The organism is Mesorhizobium sp. (genome assembly GCF_965229135.1).
Classification (GTDB): Bacteria; Pseudomonadota; Alphaproteobacteria; order Rhizobiales; family Rhizobiaceae; genus Mesorhizobium.
Genome location: NZ_OZ245860.1, coordinates 5,413,996 through 5,434,183, shown reverse-complemented (window position 1 = coordinate 5,434,183; position 20,188 = coordinate 5,413,996). Strand labels below are relative to the sequence as shown.

Here is a 20,188-nt window from a genome sequence, read left to right as displayed (position 1 = left end):
GGTGAACTAGAGGGCGCCCTCAATATCGGTCTTTGAAAAATCGTCGCCGACATAGAGCAGGCGGCAGACATGTTCTTTCGCCACCTCATAGGCGAAGCAGTCACCGAAGTTCAGTCCGGCCGGATGAATGCCTTTGCCCCAACTCTCATAGGCCATCGCGATACGCCGGGCCGAGGCGGGCGTCACGCTGACGATTTCAAAGCCGAGCCCGTCGATCAGCCGCGCCATTTCCTCACCGACATTGCGCCTTGCCGCGACGATGAGCGCTTCCGCCACGGTGCCGGACGAGATCACCAGGTCATCTTCGACCTCGATCGCCCGGATGCAGGCACCGGCCTCCGGTTCATCGAGTATGATCGCCATCAGCGCCGACGTATCGACGGCGATCATTCGGGCAGACCGTCATCGCCATAGAGGAAATCCTGGCTGCGGGCGGCACTTGGCCCAGCTGATGCCTTCGGGGCGGCGGAGATCCGCACCGCCTCCATCAATGCCCGGCGGGATTTCCTGTCCGATACAGCATTCACGGGCACGAGCCGCACCGCGGCGTGGCCATGCCGGGTCAGGATGACTTCGTCACCCGCCTCCGCGCGCCGAACCAGTTCCGTCAACTGCCCCTTCGCGGCTGTCACCGATATCTGCATTGCGGCACATCCTGTTCTGGACCAGATACTGGTCCAAGCCCAGGCTAAATCTAGACCATTCCATGGTCCATTTCAACGCAAGACAGACAGGCGCCTCTCACCCCAGCAGCTTGCCATCCCTCGCCACCGCCCTGCCCCGGCGGTAAACTGTGCGCGCCTTCGGGACCGCCACCACCGCCTCGGGGACATGCTGCGCCCCAAGCGTCACGAAATCGGCGGCGGCGCCGACCCCGATGCCATAATTGTCAAGCCGCAACGCCCGGGCGCCTGCATGGGTGACCACGTCGAAGGCCGCATCCAGCTCGTGATCCTCGTAGAAGCCGGAGCGGTAGCCGATCATGTTGGCACGGTTCAGCATGTCGCCATCGCCATAGGGCCACCAGGAATCGCGGATGTTGTCGGAACCGCTGAACACGGTGACGCCGGCTTGCCGCAGGGACGCGACCGGCGGGAAGGCGTGGTTGCCCGGCGCGTTGGTCATGATCGCGACGCCCGAGGCCGCCAGCATGTCGCCGGCCTTCTTCAGCGCGTCGCCGGAAAACTCGCCCAGCGCGTAGGCATGGCTGACGACGACATGCCCCTGCATGCCATCAGCCTTCGTCCGCGCGGCGATCTCCTCGATCTCGAACAGGCCGAGCGTGCCGCCATCGTGCAAGTGGATGTCGACGCCGACGCCATGCTTTCGCGCCAGGCCGAACACCACGTCGAGATGCCCCTTCACGTCGCGGTCGAAGCTCGCGGGGTCGAGCCCGCCGACCAGATCGCAGCCGAGCTTCAGCGCCTCCTCCAGCAGTTCGGCCGTGCCCAGCGAGGACAGGATGCCGCTCTGCGGGAAGGCGACGAGCTGGATGTCGATGAGGTCGCGGTGCGCCTCGCGCACGGCCAGGATCACCTCAAGGTGCTTCAGCCCGACCGAGCCGTCGACCATGACATGGCTGCGCATCGAGAGGCTGCCATGGGCGACGCACAGCTCCAGCTGGTTCTTCGCCCGCACCGCCATCGGCGCCGCGGCCGCAAGGTTGCGCGACTGGAACGCCACGCGCTCGCGCACGTCGAAACCGGCCGTGCAGGGAATATGCGGCCGCCACGCGTCGCCATGGAACGATGTGTCGAGATGGATATGCCCTTCGACGAAGCCGGGCACCGTGAGCTGGCCGCCGAGATCGATGGTCTCGATGGCCGGCGCACTCTCGCCGGCCGGCGCGATGGCGCTGAAGCGGCCATCGGCGACGGTGAGGTCAACCAGCGACCCATCGGCCAGCCTGGCATTGGCAAATCGGGTATTCGAGGCGGTCACGGCATCACCATCGTCAGGATCGTTACGCCAAGGCTAGACCATGCGCGCGCCGCGAGGGTCAACATGGGAAAAGGTGGAAAGTGTTTTCAGGTGAATGTGTGCTCAGGCGGGAAAGATGATGCCGAACAAGGAGATGGAGCGGGATAGTGATTCAGGATGGAAGGGCCGGGCGCATCTTCCCTTGTTCGATCCAACGCTGGCGCTGCCCCTCATCCGCCTGCCGGCACCTTCTCCCCGTATAGTGACGGGGAGAAGAGAGTTGGCCGCATTCTCGGCACCCATCTTGCAACGTTGGCAATTGGCGAAATCGTTGGCGAAGGCGTCTTTCTCCCCGTCACTATACGGGGAGAAATGCCCGGCAGGGCAATGAGGGGCAGCGCGGCGCCGGAAGAAGGCGTTTGCGCCATCGCTCCCGTGCCAAGCCTAATCCCCCGCCTCACCGGCCCACCAATTCCTCCGTCGTCACCAGCGTCACGCCCGCCCCTTTAAACTCCACATTGTGCCGGGCGATGATCTCGCCTGCCGTCTCGCCGCCGCTGTCCAGCGTCGAATGCGCATCCTCGACCACCGTGACGCCGAGCTCCCTCGCCATCGCGCCCTTCACGGTCGCGGCCACGCAAAAGTCGGTCTGCGCGCCGGCCAGCACCACAGCGCCTGCGCCCTGTTCGCCCACCCAGTCGGCGAAGGCCGGGTTGCTGAAGGCATCGCGCACGGATTTGGCGAAGGTCGGCTCGTCGGCTGCCTGGGCAAGTGCTGCCCATACCGGCCAGCCGGGTTCACCAGGCGCCAGCGGATCGCCCGCCGGCCCGTCATGGCGGATGAAGGCAACCTTGCGCCCGTCCCGCCGCGCCCAGCCGATCAGCGCGCGGGTCCGCTCGACAATGCCCAAGGCATCATGGATCGGCGGCTCATGCACGCCGTCGAACATGCCGGTCTGAAGGTCGATCACGACGAGCGGGGCGGATGATGGGAGGTCTGGCTCTGACATGTAAGTTACTTACCATGGCGGTTGGGCCGTTCAAGGATCGCGGCTATTGGTAAGAGCATCGACAAACAAATAGTCGACTGCTGGAAAATTCGACTTTATCAAACCACGCTTCGGACGACGCCGAAGGGGAGAGTATGGCAGAACAGCGTAGCGTGTTCCTTGTAGGTGGAGGCACCGGCGGGGATGAGCAGGCAGTATTTACACTTGACCGCAACGGCACCAGTTGCAGCTTGACCTGCACCTATCGAGGCAAGGTGATCGAGGCCGAGGAGGACGACTTTTTCGAAGCCTTGTTCCAGATACGTCAGCACCTCGAAGTCGATGGCCTGCTGCCCTTCTGTTACGGGGCGAGCGCAAATGTCTATCCGGAAGAAACCACCATCAAGATGAGCCTAGGTTTGATGGCTTGCAAAGTGAAGATGGGACAAATTCCCCAAAAGACGGATCTGGTCGACATATTTGACGAAGGCCCCGATATCATCCCTGTCTTCGTCCACATGCATCAGGAATTCTGGGAGGCATGGCTGGCCTCGCTGCCGTCATGACCAACGACAATTGGCCCTTCGATGAGCCTCGCAATGTCGCGGTCATCACGACACGCCGGATCATGGGCGGCGAACATTCCGTCGACCATGTGGTGCACGACGAGGATGACGGAGCTTGGCAATTCCTCAATTGGGAAGCCGGCTTCGAAATGAAAGAGGCCATGCTTGTCGGCCTTGAAGAGGTCATCGCGACAGACAAGTCGCTGCTGCAGATCAGCGACCTGCCGCCTGGATGGTTTGCCCGCAGACAGCGCAAGGGCGGGCCGTGGCGCAAGGCGATGAGCGATAGTTGCGACAACCCCTGAGGTTGTGGGGGCACCAGCGTCTCCGCCCGCCAACCACGCCCAGCCTGCCTACGAGCTTCGCCCGTCGCCCTGGCACATGGCGACAGCCCTGGTCGCCTTGATTAACTGGGCCCGCACCGGCAGGGGCTGGCGCAAATTCTGCCAGTAGGCAGCCGCGCCCTTCATCTCGTGACCAACGCCGCCGCCGATTAGCCCGTCCTTGCCGACCAGCATGGTGACGACCTTGATGCCGCAGGCAAGGTTACGGTCGGGATCGGTGATCTCGGCCTCCGATTTGAAGCCGCATTTGTATCTGGGCTCGTCGGCAAGCGAGAGCTGCATGAGGCCGATGGAGTACTGGCCCTGGTCTTCCTCCCAGAAGGCCGCCGCGCTGCTGTTGACGGATTCCGCATGGACCAGGGCCGAGAGCAGCGTGCGCCAGAACACGGCGCGGCCCTCGCGGTCCTGCCTGAGATAGCCGGGGCAGAACTCGCCGATGTCGGCCGGCTCGAGCGCGGTCAGCGGATGCTCCGCCCCGATCAGCGCCGTCATCTTGCGGGCAATGGTCTTGTCGTCGAACTGCCTGGCCACCACGCCCTGCGCCTCCAGGCATTTCCTGGCGAAAGCCTGCGCCTCCGGCTGGCTGGTGTGGCCATGCGCGAGCCATTGCGCGGTGCAGGATGGACGGGCTTCGACGGGAGAGGCCATGGGAACCGCGCTTTCAATGGTGCGAGGGCCGGCGCAGCCCTCGATCATGCCCACCAGGGCGGCGGACACCACAAGAGCCTGCAGAAATCTCGAACGCAAAACCGCAATCAGCGGAGCTGACCCGTACGCATGCACACACCCCTCCCGAGCGCTGCTTTAACACCACACCGAACGCCCGGCCTTGCCACCTTGGCAGATCGGCGTTCGTCTGTCACCCGATCCCGCCGGTCACCACATAGGCGCCACTGGTGCGCCCATCCTGCGAGCGAACAATGGCGGTCACGATCGAGCCGTAGGCGCCGCGCCAGGCACTGTGAACCCTGCGATGCTCGTCGGCGGGCACCAGCGCGACGCCGGTGAAGCGGATGCTGCCCTTGGGCGTTTCGACCGGCGGCGTCTCGCTACGTCGCAATTCGACCGCCCATCCATTCACATGCGCCTGCACGCTGGCCAGCGCCGCCGCATCGCCGGCGATATCGATGTTAATGACGACCTCATCCTCGTCGCCCGCTCCGAGCGTATCGGCTGCAAGCGTGATCGCCAGCGGCGCGGTGCCGGCCTTGGCGACGCCGCCGGCCCGCACCGCGAACACGTCATCCGCAAGTTCAGGCGTGCGCGGCGGGCTGGCGCGGCGCCGTGTGGCGCGCTCGTAATCGCCGGCGAGGCACAGCAGCCTTGTGTCGTCATAGGCCTTGCCGGCAAAGGTCAGCCCCACCGGCATGCCGATGTCAGCCATTGTCCCCATCGGCACCGTCACGGTGGGGATGCCCAGGTGCCGCCACACAAGGTTGCCGTTGGCCACCCAGGTGCCGTTGCGCCAGGCAAGCACGGCCGAGGCTTCGTTGACGTCCGCGTCGGCCGGCCCGACATCGGCGACGGCCGGCAGCACCACCGCATCAAGGCCTTGCGCGTCCAGCCAGTTCTCGAAATCGATCCGCCTCGTCGCCTCCAGCCCCTTCAGCCCGTCTTCCAGCGCCGGAATGTCGGCTATTGCAGCGACGCCAAGCTTCGCCCGCTCGACATAGTCGGCAACGCTGAAATCGCCGACATAGCGGTCGGGCAACGTGCCCGGCGGCTGCGGAAAAATGTTCGGACCATCGACGGAGGCGAGATCCGGGATGTTCGGATCGGCATTGGCCCGCAGGAAATCGTCCCAGCCGAAGACGCAGAGGTCCCAGATTTCACGCTCGGCGAAATCCAGGGGCACGATGCCGCGATCGACCATGCTTTGCGCGCCGGGACGGTCGCGTTCGTAATTGGAGACGACGGGAAAATCGACCTCGACCACCTCGGCGCCGAGCCTTCTCATATCTTCCGCAGCCTGCCGCCACAAGTCCAGCACCGAGGCGCGGGTTTCGATCGGTCTGGTTGCCTCCGTATCGCGCCCGACATACATGCGCGGCACGCCCAGCCGCTTGCCTTTCAGCGCGCCTTCCAGCGGCAGCCCGACATAGCTTGGCGGCCGCGAGGCCGAGCTTGCCGGCAGCGTCACCCAGGGCTGCGCGCGCCAGAAATCGCCGCGCGTCCGCGCATCGTCGGCCACGATCACGTCGAGCAGTTCCAGCATGTCGGCAACGCCGCGCGTATGCGGCACCACCACATCCATGGTCGGCACCAGCGGCCAGTTGCCGCGCACCGAAATGACGCCGCGCGACGGCGTGTAGGCAACCAGTGCGTTGTTGGAAGCCGGCGCGCGGCCGGAAGACCATGTCTCCTCGCCCAGCCCGAAGGCGGCGAAGCTGGCGGCGGTGGCCGTGCCCGAACCGTTGGAAGAGCCCGACGCGAAGGCGGCCGTCAGGTAATCGGCATTGTAGGGGCTTTCGGCCCGGCCATAGACGCCGCGCTGCATGCCGCCATTGGCCATGGGCGGCATGTTGGTGAGCCCGACCAGCACCGCGCCACCGGCGCGCAGTTGCGCGATGGTGAAGGCGTCTTCGTTGGCCACGAGATGCTCGAAGGCGGGCGAGCCGGAAGCCACCGTCAACCCCGCCACTTTGTAGCTGTCCTTGGCCGTGTAAGGGATGCCGTCCAGCGGCCCCAGCAGGCCGCCCGCCTGGCGGCGCCGGTCGGAAGCGGCGGCCTCCTCGAACATTCTTGGATTGAGTATGGGAACCGCGTTCAGCGCGATGCCATGCCGGTCATAGAAAGCGATGCGCCGCAGATAGGCGCCGACCAGCTCGACGCTGGTGACGACGCCCTCCTCCAGCGCCCGCCGCAACTGGGCGATCGTCGCCTCGACGATGTGAAGGTCGGTCATGGGATTCTTCCGGCGTTGTTAGGCTGGCTGTTATTGGCTGTGAAAGGAGGCCGGGTAAAGACCTGTTGCACACCTCGCGCGCATGGCGGGCGCCAGCATTGCGACAGCCCCTTCTCCCCGTCACTATACGGGGAGAAGGTCCCGGCAGGGGGATGAGGGGCGACGCCGACGGTACGAGATGATTGAACAGGTCGGCCTGTTCAATCGGAAAGCCGATCGGGGACAAAAACCGCGACCCGCATAGATGGGTAACAGAAAGGGCCGATTGCATGGGTGACAGGTTCTTGCATGCTAGCGGGCTAGCATCATAACGAACCGTCAGCGCTGCCCCTCACCCTTACCCTCTCCCCGTATAGAGACCGGGAGAGGGGGGCGTCGACGTTGGCACTCCCTCAAGCGCGTCCACTCGACAGCGGACCTTTTTATCCATGCGTTGCCAATAGGTTACAGACTCACCGCCGCGACGCGCCTAGAACTCGGCCTATTGAGGGTTGAATTCGATGCGGATTGCACTGGTCATTGGGATATCCTTGCTCGCAATGAGCACGGCCCATGCCGCCGATATGCTGGAGCCGGCCGCTTCCCCATCGTTTTCCTGGTCCGGCGTCTATGTCGGCGTCCAGGGCGGATTTTCCTGGGTCGATACCAGCATCACATTTCCCGGCTTCCCCGGAGGCTTTGAAGGCTCACCCTCGCCCAATGCATTCACCCTGGGCGGCCAGGCCGGCTATCGCTATCAGTTTGACAACAACGTCGTCCTTGGCATCGAAGGCGATCTCTACAGCTACTTCAACAAGGAGCTGCCGCCCGGCTGAACACAGGCCCCAACGGAGAATCAGTTACTCTTAACTATGGCGGGTCGCTGCGCGGCCAGGTCGGCTATGCCTACGACCGCTTCCTGCCCTACGTGACCGGCGGCGTGGCCTTCATCAACTACAACGGCGGCGGCATTCAAACCTTCCCCGGCCCAATTGTTCCGGGAGCCGATTACAGCGGCACCAAGGCCGGGTGGACCGTGGGTGCGGGCCTTGCCTACGCCTTCACCGATCACTTCGTCGCCAATGTCGACTATCGCTATACCGACCTTGGCAGCACCACCTTCGACACACCGGCCGCCGGCAACGGCGGCACCGAGGTGAAACTGAAGGAAAACGCCGTCAAGATCGGCTTCAGCTACAAGTTCTGACGCCGCGTCGGCAAGCCGCTGCAACAAGCTGATCGTCCTCAGAAATCCAGCGCGTCCTTGAGCGCCACGCCCGGGCGCTTGCGCAGGTCGAGATCGGCCTCGATGTGGTCGATGTGGTGACCCATCAGCCGGCTGGCGAGGCCCGCATCGCCGCGCTCCAGCGCGTCCAGCATCCGCAGGTGCTCGTTGTGGCCGCAGCTCGAGACGCCGGAGCGGCCGTAGAGCGCGATGACCAGCGACGAGCGCGCCACCAGTTCCTCCATGAAGCGCTGCAGGATGGCATTGCCGGCGACGGACGCGAGCAGCAAATGGAAATCGCCGGACGCCTTGATTTCGGAACGGCGCGCGGTCGGGCCCCGCGCGGCGATGAAGCGGCCTTCCTCGTCGAGCTGCGCCTTGAAGGCGGCGATGTCGGCGGCGGTGATGCGCCCGCAGGCGGCAATGGCGATGCCGGGCTCGATCAGCCGGCGTGACGCGAACACCTGGCGCGCTTCCTCGGGCGACGGATTGGCGACGAAGGCGCCGCGATTGCGCTCGGTGCGCACCAGCCCTTCGAAGGACAGCATCTGCAGCGCCGCGCGCGCGACTGTGCGCGACACGTCGAACAGCGTGCCGACCTCGCCTTCCGACAGCTTGGTGCCCGGCGCCAGCCGGCGGTCGACGATGGCGTCGCGCAGATTGTCGCGGATCGCCTGGGCGCGATCCTGGTTGGCGCTGTCGGCGGCGGAATAGATCTGATCGGCGATGTTCATGGCGATGATGGTTCCCGCCTCCTTCTAACGCGACTCGTCCTTCCCTCGCGAGAGGCAAAGTGAACACGAAGCCAAAAAAGATTGCATACGATTTGCGTGCAGATCGCGCACAATCGCCCATAATTTGTGCAACGCACAAAGCAGCCTCGCGGTTAGGCAGCGGCCAGGAACCCTGATTTTTCCGACAATTCAAACGCTTGGCCGGTCAGCCCGAGATTGGCACGCATGATGCATTGGTTAATACGACCAAACGGGGAAGCCTGAATGTCCAAAGCCGCCGAGATCGACATCGTGTCCGTTTCGAAAGTCTATGGAACGACGACCGCCGTCGAGGACATCAGCCTGAAGATTCCGGCCGGCACCTATTGCTGCCTGCTTGGTCCGTCCGGCTGCGGCAAGACCTCGACGCTGCGCATGATCGCCGGCCATGAAAGCATCTCGTCGGGCGATGTCCGCCTCGGCAATACCGTCGTCACCGACCTGCCGCCGGCCAAACGCGGCACGGCGATGATGTTCCAGTCCTATGCGCTGTTTCCGCATCTCGACCTCATCGACAATGTCGCCTTCAGCCTGAAGATGAAGGGCGTGGACAAGGAACAGCGCCGCGCCAAGGCGCTCGACATGCTGAAGCTGATGCAGATGGAGGCCTATGCGACGCGCCGCCCCGCGCAGCTTTCCGGCGGCCAGCAGCAGCGCGTGGCGCTCGCCCGCGCGCTGATCACCGACCCGGAGGCGCTGCTGCTCGACGAGCCGCTGTCGGCGCTCGACCCATTCCTGAAGATACGCATGCGCGCCGAGCTGAAGAAGCTGCAGACCTCGCTCGGCATCACCTTCGTCCACGTCACCCACAGCCAGGAGGAGGCCATGGCCTTGGCGGACCTGATCGTGGTGATGAATGACGGCCGCATCGAACAGGCGGCACCTCCGCGCGACGTGTTCGAAAGGCCGGCCACGGCCTTTGTCGCGCGCTTCATGGGCGACCACAATGTCATCTCCGGGCGCGTTACGGGCGAGCGCGACGGCATGGTCGTCTTCGACGTCAATGGCGGCGCCTCGCTCGCCGCCCGCGGACAGGGCCAGCAGCCGGGCGCGCCGATCGACATCGCCATACGCACCGACCATGTGCGCATCGGCGAGGCGCCCTCGCCCGGCCTCGGCTTCAACGGCATCGTCTCCAACATCGAATATCGCGGCGCCACGGTAAAACTGTCGGTCAGCGGCGCCGGCATCGACGACTTCACCGTCATCATCGACGATTCCGACTTCTTCGCCCGGCCCGTCGCCATTGGCGACGCGGTTCCGCTCGCCTGGGATGCGCAGGACGCCATCGTGCTCGGGCGCCTTCACTCATGAACTCAACCAAGCAAAACAAGACAGGGGAATAGGCATGACAAACACGATAGAAACCAAGACTGGCATTTCGCGCCGCTCGCTGCTCAAGACCGGTGCCGCCGCCATCGGCCTCGCCGCGGGCTCCGGCGTCATCACCGGCTTCCCGACCATCTGGGCGCAGTCCAACATCACGCTGCGCCAGTTCGGCACCGGCGTGTCGAATCTCAACGCCATCGCCGACAAGTGCAAGGCCGACCTCGGTATCACGCTGGAGATGACGGCGACCGATTCCGACGCCGCCGCACAGCGCGCCGTGACCCAGCCCGACAGCTACGACATCGCCGACATCGAATACTGGATCTGCAAGAAAGTGTTCCCCACCGGCGTGCTGCAGCCGATGGATGTCAGCAAGCTGAAATATTACGACGAGCTGGTGCCGCTGTTCAAAACCGGCAAGCTGACCCCCGATAGCGTCATCGCCCAGGGCACGGCGCCGCACACGGTCGGCTTCGTCGAGGCGCAGGATTCCAAGACATTCGCCAAGGCGCCGACCAACTGGTTCACCATGGTGCCCACCATCTACAACGCCGACACGCTGGGCATCCGACCCGACCTCGTCGGCCGCGACATCAACAGCTGGGCCGACATCATGGACCCGGCCTTCAAGGGCAAGACCGCCATCCTCAACATCCCCTCCATCGGCATCATGGACGCCGCCATGATCATGGAAGCGATGGGCAACATCAAATACGCCGACAAGGGCAACATGACCAAGGATGAGATCGACAAGACGATCGACTTCCTGATCAAGGCCAAGCAGGGCGGCCAGTTCCGCGCCTTCTGGAAGTCCTTCGACGAGAGCGTCAACCTGATGGCGTCGGGCGAGGTCGTCATCCAGTCCATGTGGTCGCCGGCGGTGGCCGCCGTGCGCTCCAAGGGCATTCCCTGCCGCTTCCAGCCGCTCAAGGAGGGCTACCGCTCGTGGGGCGGCGGCCTTGGCCTCGCCGCCCATCTCAAGGGCGCCGAACTCGACGCGGCCTATGAATACATCAACTGGTACACGTCGGGCTGGGTCGGCGGCTATCTCAACCGCCAGGGCTACTACTCGGCCAACATGGTCTCGGCCAAGAAGTTCATGTCCGAGGACGAGTGGGGCTACTGGATCGAGGGCAAGCCGGCCAAGGGCGAGATCAAGGCCCCGGACGGCACCGTCATGGAAAAGGCCGGCGCCGTGCGCGACGGCGGCTCGTTCGAGGAACGCATGGGCAAGGTCGCCTGCTGGAACTCGGTCATGGACGAAGACCGCTACATGGTGAAGCGCTGGAACGAGTTCATCGCGGCGTAGGGGCAGCTAACTGGACATGCTCCGTTCCTTCGCGCCCCCTCTGCCCTGCAGGACAGAGGGCGGCGCGAAGGATCGCGGCTTACGAAATCCTCCCACCACACCCCAAAGGTGTTCCGCATGACAGTCGCGCTCGAACGCCCCGCCATTGCCACAGCCGCCAGCTCCACGAGGCGCCGCCGCCGTCTCTCGCTCGGCGCCGTCACGCCCTACCTGCAATCCGCCCCGCTGGCCATCATCCTCGGCGCGTTCCTGCTGCTGCCCATCATCATGATCGTCGTCGTGTCCTTCTGGGATTACGACTTCGCCGCCATGTACCCGGATTTCCTGACCACCAACTATTCCGACGTGCTGGGCTCCTGGGTCACCTGGAAGACCTATCTCAACACCATCAAGTTCGCCGTCATCGTCTGGGCGCTGACCTTGTTCATCGGCTTCTGGGTCGCCTATTTCCTGGCCTTCCACATCCGCACGACGGCGATGCAGATGGTGCTGTTCCTGGTCTGCACCGTGCCGTTCCTGACCTCCAACATCATCCGCATGATCTCGTGGATCCCGGTGCTCGGCCGCAACGGGCTGATCAACTCGACGCTGGTGCATCTGGGGCTGGTGCCAAAACCGATCGAATGGCTGCTCTATTCCGAATTCGCCGTCGTGCTGGCCATGGTGCATCTCTACACGCTGTTCATGGTGACGCCGATCTTCAACACGCTGATGCGCATCGACCGCTCACTGGTCGAGGCCGCGCGCGATGCCGGCGCTTCCGGCTGGCAGGTGCTGTGGAACGTCATCATTCCCCTGGCCAAGCCCGGCATGGCCATCGGCACCATCTTCGTCGTCACGCTGGTCATGGCCGACTTCTCCACCGTGCAGGTGATGTCGGGCGGCCAGAGCGCCTCCGTGGCGCTGATGATGAAGAACCAGATGTCGCTGCTGCAATATCCGGCCGCCGCCGCCAACGCCGTGGTGCTGCTGGTGCTGGTGCTGCTGATGGTCGCCGGCATCCTGCGCATCGTCGATATCCGCAGGGAGCTTTGACGTGAGCCACGAGAAACGCACCCTCGAATTCTACGTGCTGGCGGCCTTCTTCGCGCTGTTCGTGCTGTTCCTTTACGGCCCGCTGTCGGCGATCCTCATCCTCTCCTTCCAGGGCGAGACCGGCGGCCTCACCTTCCCGCTCAACGGCGTATCGCTGCACTGGTTCGCCAATCTGTTCGAGCGCCAGGCGGTCGGCGATTTCGGCGGCAGCTTCAAGCGCTCGCTGGTGCTGGGCCTGATGGTGATGGTCGTCACCGTCGTCGTGTCGCTGCTGGCCGGCCTCGCCTTCCGCCAGAAGTTTCGCGGCGCCACCGCCCTGTTCTACCTCGCGGTCGCCAGCCTCGTCGTGCCCTCCATCATCATTTCGCTCGGCATCGGCGTTGTCTTCCAGCAGGTCGGCTTCCGCCCGGCCTGGTACACGTCGGCCTTCGGCGCGCACCTGACCTGGACCCTGCCCTTCGGCGTGCTGATCATGTTCGCCGTCTTCAACCGCTTCTCGCCGGCCTATGAGGAAGCCGCGCGCGACCTCGGCGCCACGTCCTGGCAGACCTTCGCCCATGTCGTGCTGCCGATGATCGCGCCGAGCCTGATCGGCGTCGGCCTGTTCGGCTTCACGCTCTCCTATGACGAGTTCGCCCGCACGCTGATGACATCGGGCACCTTCAACACGCTGCCGCTCGAAATCTACGGCATGACCACCAACGTCACCACGCCGGTGCTCTACGCGCTGGGCACGGTGACCACCGTGTTCTCCTTCCTGGTCATCCTGGCGACGCTGGGCTCGATCATCTATGTCGGCCGCCGCCGGGCGAGAGCGTGACCGTGCGGATCCTTGTGGTGAACCCCAACACGACGGCGAGCATGACCGAGACGATCGCCGCGGCCGCGCGCGGCGTCGCCGGCGGCCGCACCGAGATCGTCGCCGTCACCTCGTCCATGGGCCCGGCCTCGATCGAGGGCTATTATGACGAGGCGCTGGCCGTGCCCGGCCTGCTGGTGGAGATCGCCGCCGGCGAGCGGTCGGGCGCACAGGCCGCCATCATCGCCTGTTTCGACGACACCGGGCTCGACGCCGCCCGCGCCATGGCCGCGATCCCCGTCATCGGCATCTGCGAGGCGGCGCTCAGCCTCGCCTCCTTCATCGCCCAGCGCTTCAGCGTCGTTACCACGACGGACCGTTCGCGCGTGCCGGTGGAGGCGCTGGTGCAGCGCTACGGCATGGCCGGCCGCGCCCGCGTGCGCGCCGCCGACATTCCCGTGCTTGCGCTGGAAGACCCCGCCTCCGGCGCGGTGGAAAAGCTGCGCGGCGAGATTGCCCGCGCCATGGAGGAGGACCGCGCCGAGGCCATCGTGCTCGGCTGCGCCGGCATGGCCGACCTCGCCCACCGGTTGCAGAAGGAGTTCGGCCTGCCGGTCATCGACGGCGTCGGCGCGGCGGTGAAGCAGGCCGAGGCGCTGATCGCGCTGGGCCTGTCGACCTCCAAGCGCGGCGCCTATGCCAGCCCGCTGGCCAAGCCCTATAGCGGCGTGCTGAAATCCTTCTCGCCCGGGATGATCGCCGCGGAGTGAGTGCATGAAACCGACCATCCGCGCGCTGTCGCTGCAGGAACTGGCCGTCCTCATCGACTGGGCCGCCGCCGAGGGCTGGAACCCCGGCCTCGACGATGCCGCCGCCTTCCACGCCGCCGACCCGGAAGGGTTTATCGGCGCCTTCGTGGGCAACGAGATGGTCGCGGCGATCTCGGCTGTCGCTTATGGCGGCGACTTCGGCTTCATCGGCCTCTACATCTGCCGTCCGGATATGCGCGGCAAGGGCCTTGGCAAGGCCGTATGGACCGCCGGCATGAAGCGGCTCGCCGGCCGCGCCATCGGCCTCGACGGCGTCGAGGCGCAGCAGGCCAATTACCGCCGCCGGGGTTTTCGGCCGGCCTACGAGACCATCCGCTACAGCGGGCGCGGTGCCGGCCCGGCGGTCAGGGCCGAAAGGTTGCGACCGGTGACCACGCAACTCGTACCCGACATCATCGCCTATGATGCCCAATGCTTCCCGGCGCCCCGCCGCGCCTTCCTGCAGCGCTGGCCGCAGCCGCCGCATCGGGGGCTCGCCGCCATCAGTTCGCGCGGCACCACCGGCTACGCGGTCGCGCGCCCCTGCCGCGCCGGGTTCAAGATCGGCCCGCTTTTCGCCGACGACCTCGACACCGGGCTGCATTTGCTGGACGGCCTTGCCGAAGCCTGCCAGGGCGGCGACCTGCATATCGACGTCCCCGCCGATAACGCCGCCTTCATCGCCGCGCTGGAGGCGGCGGGCTTCGCCCCCACCTTCACCACCACCCGCATGTACAAGGGCCCGGCGCCCAAACTCGACCTGTCGCGGATATTCGGGGTGACGACGCTGGAACTGGGGTGAGACGCGACGCCTGCCTCGGCACAAACGCCGATGACAACTGGTCTTATCGAGACAGACCGGCGTCCGCGCCGGAATTAGCCGGGGTGGACGCTGCTCCAGCAGAGCATACAGCGTCGGCCAACCTTGTTCGTCGCCGCTCAGCCGCCCGGCCGAGGCGGGGGAACCTCATCGCGGCTGTCCAGCAGCAGCGACAGGCGCCGCGTGGAAGCGCTTTCGACGATGAGTTCTTCCAGGTCGTGATCGCTGAGGTCGGTCTTCAGTCGCCGCCGAACCTCCGCGACCGCCGCACGGATCGAGACAGGAACGTTGTGCGCCTGATCGTCCAGATAGGCGCCGATTTCCAGCACCGCGTCGACATCGATATCTCTTGGCAACGATCGCATCGAGAATGACCCCGGGCCGATCTTACGCGGCGCCGGCAAAGAGTCGAGTGCCCGTCCCGAGCGAAATGACATCTTCGGATTGACATCCATCGTCATCCAGACCGGCCGTTCCTGCTGCGATCGGCAACGGCCTTTACACACCAGGCTCACGAAAATGCGATGGTTGCCACCCGCGAAATACGGAACCATCGTCCCCCCTCAACGTTGGGCCGCGCATTCCACCCGTGAGGCAAAGTGTGATTCCAGTTCCAAAGAAGCCGATTTCGAAGGGCACCGCCAGCCCGCCCGCCAACGACAACAAGACGCCCGCGGGCCAGGAGATTTCGGAATTCCTGCGCGCGCTGATCCCGCAGGACGATGCCGCCGCCGATGCGCTCTGCCGGCGCGGCGAACGCACGGCCAACGTCGTCGTCGTGGTGATGTGCGTCTGCCTCCTGGCCGTTCCCCTCCTCGTCGCCGGCCTGTTCTATGCCGGAATTGCCGCTGTTCCCTAGCAGCGGCGGTCTTTCGCCCGCGATTGCGTGCGACCTACCGCAATTCCACCCACACAGGTGCGTGGTCGCTGGCGCCATCCTCTCCGCGCACGTCGCGGTCGATGCCGGCGGCGATGAGCTTGCGGGACAGTTTTTTCGACAAGAGGATGTGATCGAGCCGCAGCCCCGCGTCGCGCGGCCAGCGGTTGCGGCGATAATCCCAGAACGTATAGAGCGTCTCCTTCGGATGCTTCTTGCGCAGCGCATCCGTCCAGCCCTGCTTGAGCAGTGCCGCGAAGGCGGCCCGGCTTTCCGGCTGCACCAGCGCATTGTCGTCATAGGAGCGCGTGGCGTAGATGTCGCGGGGCTCGGGCACGATGTTGAAGTCGCCGGCCACCGCCACCGGCAGGCCGGTGTCGATGAGCTGTGCGGCATGAGCCTCCAGCCGCGCGTGCCACGCCAGCTTGTAGGCGAATTTCGGGCCCGGCTGGGGATTTCCGTTCGGCGCATAGAGGCAGGCGATGATGACGCCGTTCACCGCCGCTTCGATATAGCGGCTCTGCCTGTCCGCATCATCGCCGGGCAGGACATCGCGCGTCAGCACCGGCTCCGCGCCGCGCGCCAGTATGGCAACCCCGTTCCAGGTCGGCTCCCCCTTCCAAACCGCGCCATAGCCGGCATCGGCAAGGGCCGAGCGCGGAAACTGCGTGTCGCGTGCCTTCAGCTCCTGCAGGCAGACCACATCGGGCTTGGCTACGGCCAGCCACGCCAGCAGGTTTTCCAGCCGGCTGTTGATGTTGTTGATGTTGAAGGAGGCGATTTTCATGGGGGTTATGAGAGCAGGAAGGGGAAGCGAGTGGCAAGGGGGAGCGGCGCGACGGCGTTTGGCGTGCTTCCGGCCAATGTCGGCGCCGCCCCTCATCCGCCCGCCGGCACCTTCTCCCCGTATAGTGACGGGGAGAAGAGAGCTGTCGCAACCCTCGGCGCCTTCTTTGCAACGTTAGAGATTGGCGAAATCAGCGATGACAGCACCCCTCTCCCCGTCACTATACGGGGAGAGGATGCCGGCAGGCAGGTGAGGGGCAGCGCCGACGCCGGAAACCAGCGATCGAATCCGGCGCGGCCCTAAAGCCTCCCCGCCCAAGCCTTCACCGTCTCGGCAATCGTCTTCAGATGATCCGCCGCCGAAAATCCCGAAACGCTCTTGCGCGGCTTGAGGTCATGGTCGCCATCCTCCAGCCACACCACCTCGATCTGGTCCGACAGACCATACCCCGCCACCTCGTCCTTCGTGCCGAACTCGTCGCGCGTGCCCTGGAAAATCAGCGTCGGCGTCTTCAGCCCAATAAGATGCTTTGTACGCAATTGATCGGGCTTGCCTGGCGGATGGAAGGGGTAGCCGAGGCAGACCAGCCCTGAAATCTCGCCCTTGGCGAGCATCTCGTCCGCCACCATCGAGGCAACGCGCCCGCCCATCGACTTGCCGCCGATGATGAGTTTGCCCGTAATGCCACGGGCCCTCAGATCGGCGATCGCCTTGATGTATTCCGGGTTCACCGTCTCGGCCCGAGGCGGAGGCTTGCGCTGGCCGTAACGGCGCGCCGCCATATAGTGGAATTCGAAGCGCGCGACCTGGAAGCCGACGGCGGCCAGCGCCTTGGCGGTGGCCGTCATCGAGGGCGAATCCATCGCCGCGCCGGCGCCGTGGGCCAGCAGGATGGTTGTTGGCGCGGTGTCGTCGCCGTCGAAGAGGAAGGTGGTCATAGGGCGGTCTTCCTATGAAAGCCGAGTTTCGTCGCGCCCCCCTCTGTCCTGCCGGACAGACGGGCGTGTTCAAGCACCACCATACCCCGCCTCACCCCGCCGTCCGCGCCAGCTGCATATCCACGAACTGCACGCCCCTGGCCGCCACCCCGGCCCATTCGGATTCCGAGTCAAGCTCCAGATAGCGCGCCCACAACCGCCGCGCCTCCACGAGATTGCCGGCGTCGAATTCCAGCCGCGCCAGGTTGAACACCGGATCGGCATAATTCCTGTCGAGCGCGATCGCCCTCTGCAGATGCCGTCGCGCCGAAGCGTCGCGTCCCTGCTCGCTCATCAGCCCCGCGAGGTTGAACCAGGCTTCGACGAAGGCCGGGTCGAGCTTGATCGCCCGGGCATAATCATGCGCGGCATCCGCCGGATGGCCGCCGGCGCGCAGGCAATTGGCGCGGTTGAAGGCGGCGATCGCGTCGGTGGGATCGATGGCAAGGCAGCGCTGGTAGAGTGTTGCCGCGCTTTCATGGTCGCCGCCCTCCTCCGCCGCTTCAGCCTCGGAGAACAGCTCTTCCAGCGTGTCGTCGCCATGGGCCGCGGCACCCAGGTCGAACAGCAGCTGCCCGTCGAGTTCGCTCTGGCCGCCTTCGAGATAGATCGCGTCCGCGCGCCCATGCTGCGAACCGACATTGAGCGACTTGGCGGTGAGCGAAGCCACCGGGCCGGAGCGGTGCACGGAACGCGCGATCGCCGCCCAGTTCGCGCCACCGGCCACCAGCCCGGCATATTTGCGCGCCAGGATCAGGTCGCGAAAGGAATAGGGTTCGCTGTCATGCTCGAAGGCATCGAACAGGGAAAGCAAATCGAGGTCGGCGCCCGACAGCCTTGATTGCTCGATCAGCGAATGCCGCGACAGTGACGATGCCTCGGGTGCCTTCATCAGCCCGAGCAGGCGCAGGAAGCCGTTCTCGCTGATCAGCGTTCGCCCCGCCGCGCGCTCGGCGGCAACATGGCGCTCGATCCCGGCATCGCCGGTTTTGGTCATCCCCGCCTTGGCCAGAAGTGTCCGGCCGAAAACGACATGCGTGGTGCGCCTGGTGACGCCGCGCCGCAACTGGCCGTGCTGGCGCTCGACCTCGCGCGCGGCGAGCCTCAGCGGAAACGCCGCCAGCGCGCCGATCGTGCCGAAGACGGCGCCGGCAACGGCACCTGCCGTCATTTCTTGCTCTTGCCGACCGCCTTCAGCAGATTGGCTTTCAGCGGATTTTCAGGCGCGCCACCCGCTGCCGCCTTCTTGGCGGCGGGTTTTGCCGCCGCCTCGTCGGCCTTGCTCTTCGACTTGGCCGGCGGCTTCGACTGCGAAAGGCTGGCCTTCAGCGCATCCATCAGATTGATGACATTGCCGCGCTCGGGTGCGGCCGCGATGATCGGCTTATGGCCCTTCAGCTTCTCGCGGATCATCGCCATCAGCGCGATCTCGTAGCGGTCCTCATAGTTCTTCGGATCGAAGGTGGTTTCCTTCTGCTTGATCAGCGCTTCGGCCAATTCAAGCATTTCCTGGTCGGGCTTGCCTGCCGGAATGTTGCCGAAATACTCAGCCGTGCCCCGCACTTCATTCGGGTTCCTCAACGTGCACACGAACATGCCGTTCTCGCGCGCGCCGATGGTCACCACCCGCTCGCGGCTGGACAGCACCAGCCGGGCGATCGCCAGCTTGCCGGACTTGCGCATGGCTTCGCGCAGCACCGCAAAGGTCTCCTCCGCCATCGCGCCATCCGGCGCCATGTAATAGGGCGCGTCCTGGTAGATGACGTCGACCTCGCCCTCGTCGACGAAGGCCTCGATGTTCATCGTGTGGTTGGATTCGATCCGCACCGCGTCGAGGTCGGCATCATCGATGATGATGTACTGCTTGTCCTCGTACTCGTAGCCCTTGACCAGGTCCGAGCGCTCGACCAGCCCCAATTCCGGATCGACCGGCTTCATGTTGATGCGGTTATGCGTCTTCTTGTGCAGCTGATTGAAGCTAATGCGCTCGCTGGTCGTCGTCGCCGGATAAAGCCGGACCGGACAGCTGACGAGGCTGAGCTTGAGATAACCCTTCCAACTTGCCCTGGGCGCCATGACATACTCCTACGCGGCGATGCACTGACATTCTATCTTGAGCATGATCTTGTCCGAAAACCGGTTCCCACTTTTCGGGATCATGCTCTCTGCAGCGCTTTTCGTCCGAAGGACGAATAAGGCTGCGCAAATCCTACACCGACCCCGCACAATACAGGCAAATCCCCAACGAAATGTTTTATTGCGCCGGGGGCCTGTGGTGGAGGATAATTCAAATTGTCGAAAGCGTCGATGGTGGGCGAGGCGCTGGTGATCAGCCTCTAAACTTCGTCATCCTAGGGCGGAGCAAGGAGCGCAGCGACGCGGCGCAGACCCTAGGATCCATGCCGGGACCTGCGAACCCCGCAGCGGTGCGGAAAGCTCACCATCCAGTTCCGCGAAAGAGTTCGAACCAATCCGGATTGCCCTTCTCGATCAATTCGATCTTCCATTGGCGTGGCCAGCGTTTCAGAGACTTCTCACGTTGGATCGCATCAGTGATGTCGAAATACTCCTCGTACCAGACAAGGCGTTGCACGCCATAGCGACTGGTAAAGCGCGAGCCCTGACCAGACTTGTGTTCTGGCATCCGACGGCCGAGATCGTTGGTGACACCGATATATATCGTTCCACCTTTCTGACTTGCAGTCATGTAGACATAGCCGGTCATGCGACGACCTTAGCTCGCGTT

At 64.7% G+C, this 20,188-nt stretch carries 24 protein-coding genes; 11 read left to right on the top strand and 13 right to left on the bottom strand.

Annotated elements, in window-relative coordinates; all coding sequences use genetic code 11:
* Positions 1-6: 6 nt before the first annotated feature.
* The 4 genes from ACO07C_RS26140 to ACO07C_RS26125 all read right to left on the bottom strand — a co-directional run bounded on the left by ACO07C_RS26140 (position 7) and on the right by ACO07C_RS26125 (position 2,929).
* Positions 7-390 carry a type II toxin-antitoxin system VapC family toxin gene (locus ACO07C_RS26140; RefSeq protein WP_421917055.1) on the bottom strand — a complete coding sequence of 128 codons (384 nt, stop codon included), beginning with the start codon at positions 388-390 and terminating at the stop codon, positions 7-9.
* Positions 387-644 carry a type II toxin-antitoxin system Phd/YefM family antitoxin gene (locus tag ACO07C_RS26135; RefSeq protein WP_421917054.1) on the bottom strand — a complete coding sequence of 86 codons (258 nt, stop codon included), beginning with the start codon at positions 642-644 and terminating at the stop codon, positions 387-389. The genes ACO07C_RS26140 and ACO07C_RS26135 overlap by 4 nt, the downstream gene beginning before the upstream one ends.
* Positions 645-741: 97 nt before the next feature.
* Positions 742-1,941: an amidohydrolase family protein gene (locus ACO07C_RS26130; protein ID WP_421917053.1), complete on the bottom strand. Its 1,200-nt coding sequence runs from the start codon at positions 1,939-1,941 to the stop codon at positions 742-744.
* Positions 1,942-2,377: 436 nt separating this feature from the next.
* The gene (locus tag ACO07C_RS26125; protein ID WP_421917052.1) at positions 2,378-2,929 is read right to left on the bottom strand and encodes an isochorismatase family protein; all 552 of its coding nucleotides are present in this window, start codon (positions 2,927-2,929) and stop codon (positions 2,378-2,380) included.
* A gap of 134 nt (positions 2,930-3,063) precedes the next feature.
* On the opposite strand from ACO07C_RS26125, the gene ACO07C_RS26120 reads away from it, so the two are divergent.
* Positions 3,064-3,474 carry a hypothetical protein gene (locus ACO07C_RS26120; RefSeq protein WP_421917051.1) on the top strand — a complete coding sequence of 137 codons (411 nt, stop codon included), beginning with the start codon at positions 3,064-3,066 and terminating at the stop codon, positions 3,472-3,474.
* Entirely contained in the window at positions 3,450-3,779 is a 330-nt protein-coding gene (locus ACO07C_RS26115; protein ID WP_421917050.1) for a hypothetical protein, read from the top strand. Before ACO07C_RS26120 ends, ACO07C_RS26115 begins: the two co-directional genes overlap by 25 nt.
* A 48-nt stretch (positions 3,780-3,827) precedes the next feature.
* Here the strand turns inward: ACO07C_RS26115 and ACO07C_RS26110 are convergent, their stop codons facing one another.
* Together ACO07C_RS26110 and ACO07C_RS26105 are read right to left on the bottom strand one after the other, a co-directional pair.
* Positions 3,828-4,535, bottom strand: a complete 708-nt coding sequence (locus ACO07C_RS26110; RefSeq protein ID WP_421917049.1) for a hypothetical protein — start codon at positions 4,533-4,535, stop codon at positions 3,828-3,830.
* Positions 4,536-4,677: 142 nt separating this feature from the next.
* Positions 4,678-6,723 (bottom strand): amidase, encoded by a 2,046-nt coding sequence (locus ACO07C_RS26105; protein ID WP_421917048.1) that lies wholly within the window; start codon positions 6,721-6,723, stop codon positions 4,678-4,680.
* 539 nt (positions 6,724-7,262) lie between these two features.
* On the opposite strand from ACO07C_RS26105, the gene ACO07C_RS26100 reads away from it, so the two are divergent.
* Both ACO07C_RS26100 and ACO07C_RS26095 read left to right on the top strand, forming a co-directional pair.
* Positions 7,263-7,538, top strand: coding sequence for a hypothetical protein (locus ACO07C_RS26100; RefSeq protein ID WP_421917047.1), 276 nt, complete (start codon positions 7,263-7,265; stop codon positions 7,536-7,538).
* Complete coding sequence (locus ACO07C_RS26095; protein WP_421917609.1) at positions 7,535-7,909, top strand: outer membrane protein; 375 nt, start codon at positions 7,535-7,537, stop codon at positions 7,907-7,909. Before ACO07C_RS26100 ends, ACO07C_RS26095 begins: the two co-directional genes overlap by 4 nt.
* Positions 7,910-7,947: 38 nt before the next feature.
* On the opposite strand, the gene ACO07C_RS26090 is transcribed toward ACO07C_RS26095, so the two are convergent.
* Positions 7,948-8,661 (bottom strand): GntR family transcriptional regulator, encoded by a 714-nt coding sequence (locus ACO07C_RS26090; RefSeq protein ID WP_421917045.1) that lies wholly within the window; start codon positions 8,659-8,661, stop codon positions 7,948-7,950.
* Between the two features lie 264 nt (positions 8,662-8,925).
* On the opposite strand from ACO07C_RS26090, the gene ACO07C_RS26085 reads away from it, so the two are divergent.
* The 6 genes from ACO07C_RS26085 (at position 8,926) to ACO07C_RS26060 (ending at position 14,783) form a co-directional block, all read left to right on the top strand.
* Positions 8,926-10,014 (top strand): ABC transporter ATP-binding protein, encoded by a 1,089-nt coding sequence (locus ACO07C_RS26085; RefSeq protein WP_421917044.1) that lies wholly within the window; start codon positions 8,926-8,928, stop codon positions 10,012-10,014.
* A gap of 34 nt (positions 10,015-10,048) precedes the next feature.
* Positions 10,049-11,338 carry an ABC transporter substrate-binding protein gene (locus ACO07C_RS26080; RefSeq protein WP_421917043.1) on the top strand — a complete coding sequence of 430 codons (1,290 nt, stop codon included), beginning with the start codon at positions 10,049-10,051 and terminating at the stop codon, positions 11,336-11,338.
* Positions 11,339-11,455: 117 nt separating this feature from the next.
* On the top strand, positions 11,456-12,373 hold the full coding sequence (locus ACO07C_RS26075) for an ABC transporter permease (protein WP_421917042.1): 918 nt from the start codon (positions 11,456-11,458) through the stop codon (positions 12,371-12,373).
* A gap of 1 nt (position 12,374) precedes the next feature.
* A complete protein-coding gene (locus ACO07C_RS26070) occupies positions 12,375-13,193 on the top strand; it encodes an ABC transporter permease (protein ID WP_421917041.1) in 819 nt (272 codons plus the stop codon).
* A gap of 2 nt (positions 13,194-13,195) precedes the next feature.
* On the top strand, positions 13,196-13,942 hold the full coding sequence (locus tag ACO07C_RS26065; protein WP_421917608.1) for an aspartate/glutamate racemase family protein: 747 nt from the start codon (positions 13,196-13,198) through the stop codon (positions 13,940-13,942).
* Positions 13,943-13,946: 4 nt separating this feature from the next.
* A complete protein-coding gene (locus tag ACO07C_RS26060; protein ID WP_421917040.1) occupies positions 13,947-14,783 on the top strand; it encodes a GNAT family N-acetyltransferase in 837 nt (278 codons plus the stop codon).
* Between the two features lie 137 nt (positions 14,784-14,920).
* On the opposite strand, the gene ACO07C_RS26055 is transcribed toward ACO07C_RS26060, so the two are convergent.
* A complete protein-coding gene (locus tag ACO07C_RS26055; RefSeq protein WP_421917039.1) occupies positions 14,921-15,355 on the bottom strand; it encodes a hypothetical protein in 435 nt (144 codons plus the stop codon).
* Positions 15,356-15,402: 47 nt separating this feature from the next.
* On the opposite strand from ACO07C_RS26055, the gene ACO07C_RS26050 reads away from it, so the two are divergent.
* On the top strand, positions 15,403-15,660 hold the full coding sequence (locus ACO07C_RS26050; protein WP_421917038.1) for a hypothetical protein: 258 nt from the start codon (positions 15,403-15,405) through the stop codon (positions 15,658-15,660).
* A 34-nt stretch (positions 15,661-15,694) separates the two neighbouring features.
* Here the strand turns inward: ACO07C_RS26050 and ACO07C_RS26045 are convergent, their stop codons facing one another.
* From ACO07C_RS26045 to ACO07C_RS26025, 5 genes are all read right to left on the bottom strand, one after another.
* Positions 15,695-16,465: an exodeoxyribonuclease III gene (locus ACO07C_RS26045; RefSeq protein WP_421917037.1), complete on the bottom strand. Its 771-nt coding sequence runs from the start codon at positions 16,463-16,465 to the stop codon at positions 15,695-15,697.
* 299 nt (positions 16,466-16,764) lie between these two features.
* Positions 16,765-17,403 carry an alpha/beta family hydrolase gene (locus ACO07C_RS26040; protein WP_421917036.1) on the bottom strand — a complete coding sequence of 213 codons (639 nt, stop codon included), beginning with the start codon at positions 17,401-17,403 and terminating at the stop codon, positions 16,765-16,767.
* A 91-nt stretch (positions 17,404-17,494) separates the two neighbouring features.
* The gene (locus tag ACO07C_RS26035; protein WP_421917035.1) at positions 17,495-18,613 is read right to left on the bottom strand and encodes a tetratricopeptide repeat protein; all 1,119 of its coding nucleotides are present in this window, start codon (positions 18,611-18,613) and stop codon (positions 17,495-17,497) included.
* Positions 18,610-19,518: a Ku protein gene (locus ACO07C_RS26030; RefSeq protein ID WP_421917034.1), complete on the bottom strand. Its 909-nt coding sequence runs from the start codon at positions 19,516-19,518 to the stop codon at positions 18,610-18,612. The genes ACO07C_RS26035 and ACO07C_RS26030 overlap by 4 nt, the downstream gene beginning before the upstream one ends.
* 361 nt (positions 19,519-19,879) lie before the next feature.
* Complete coding sequence (locus ACO07C_RS26025) at positions 19,880-20,167, bottom strand: GIY-YIG nuclease family protein (protein WP_421917033.1); 288 nt, start codon at positions 20,165-20,167, stop codon at positions 19,880-19,882.
* Between the last annotated feature and the right edge of the window lie 21 nt (positions 20,168-20,188).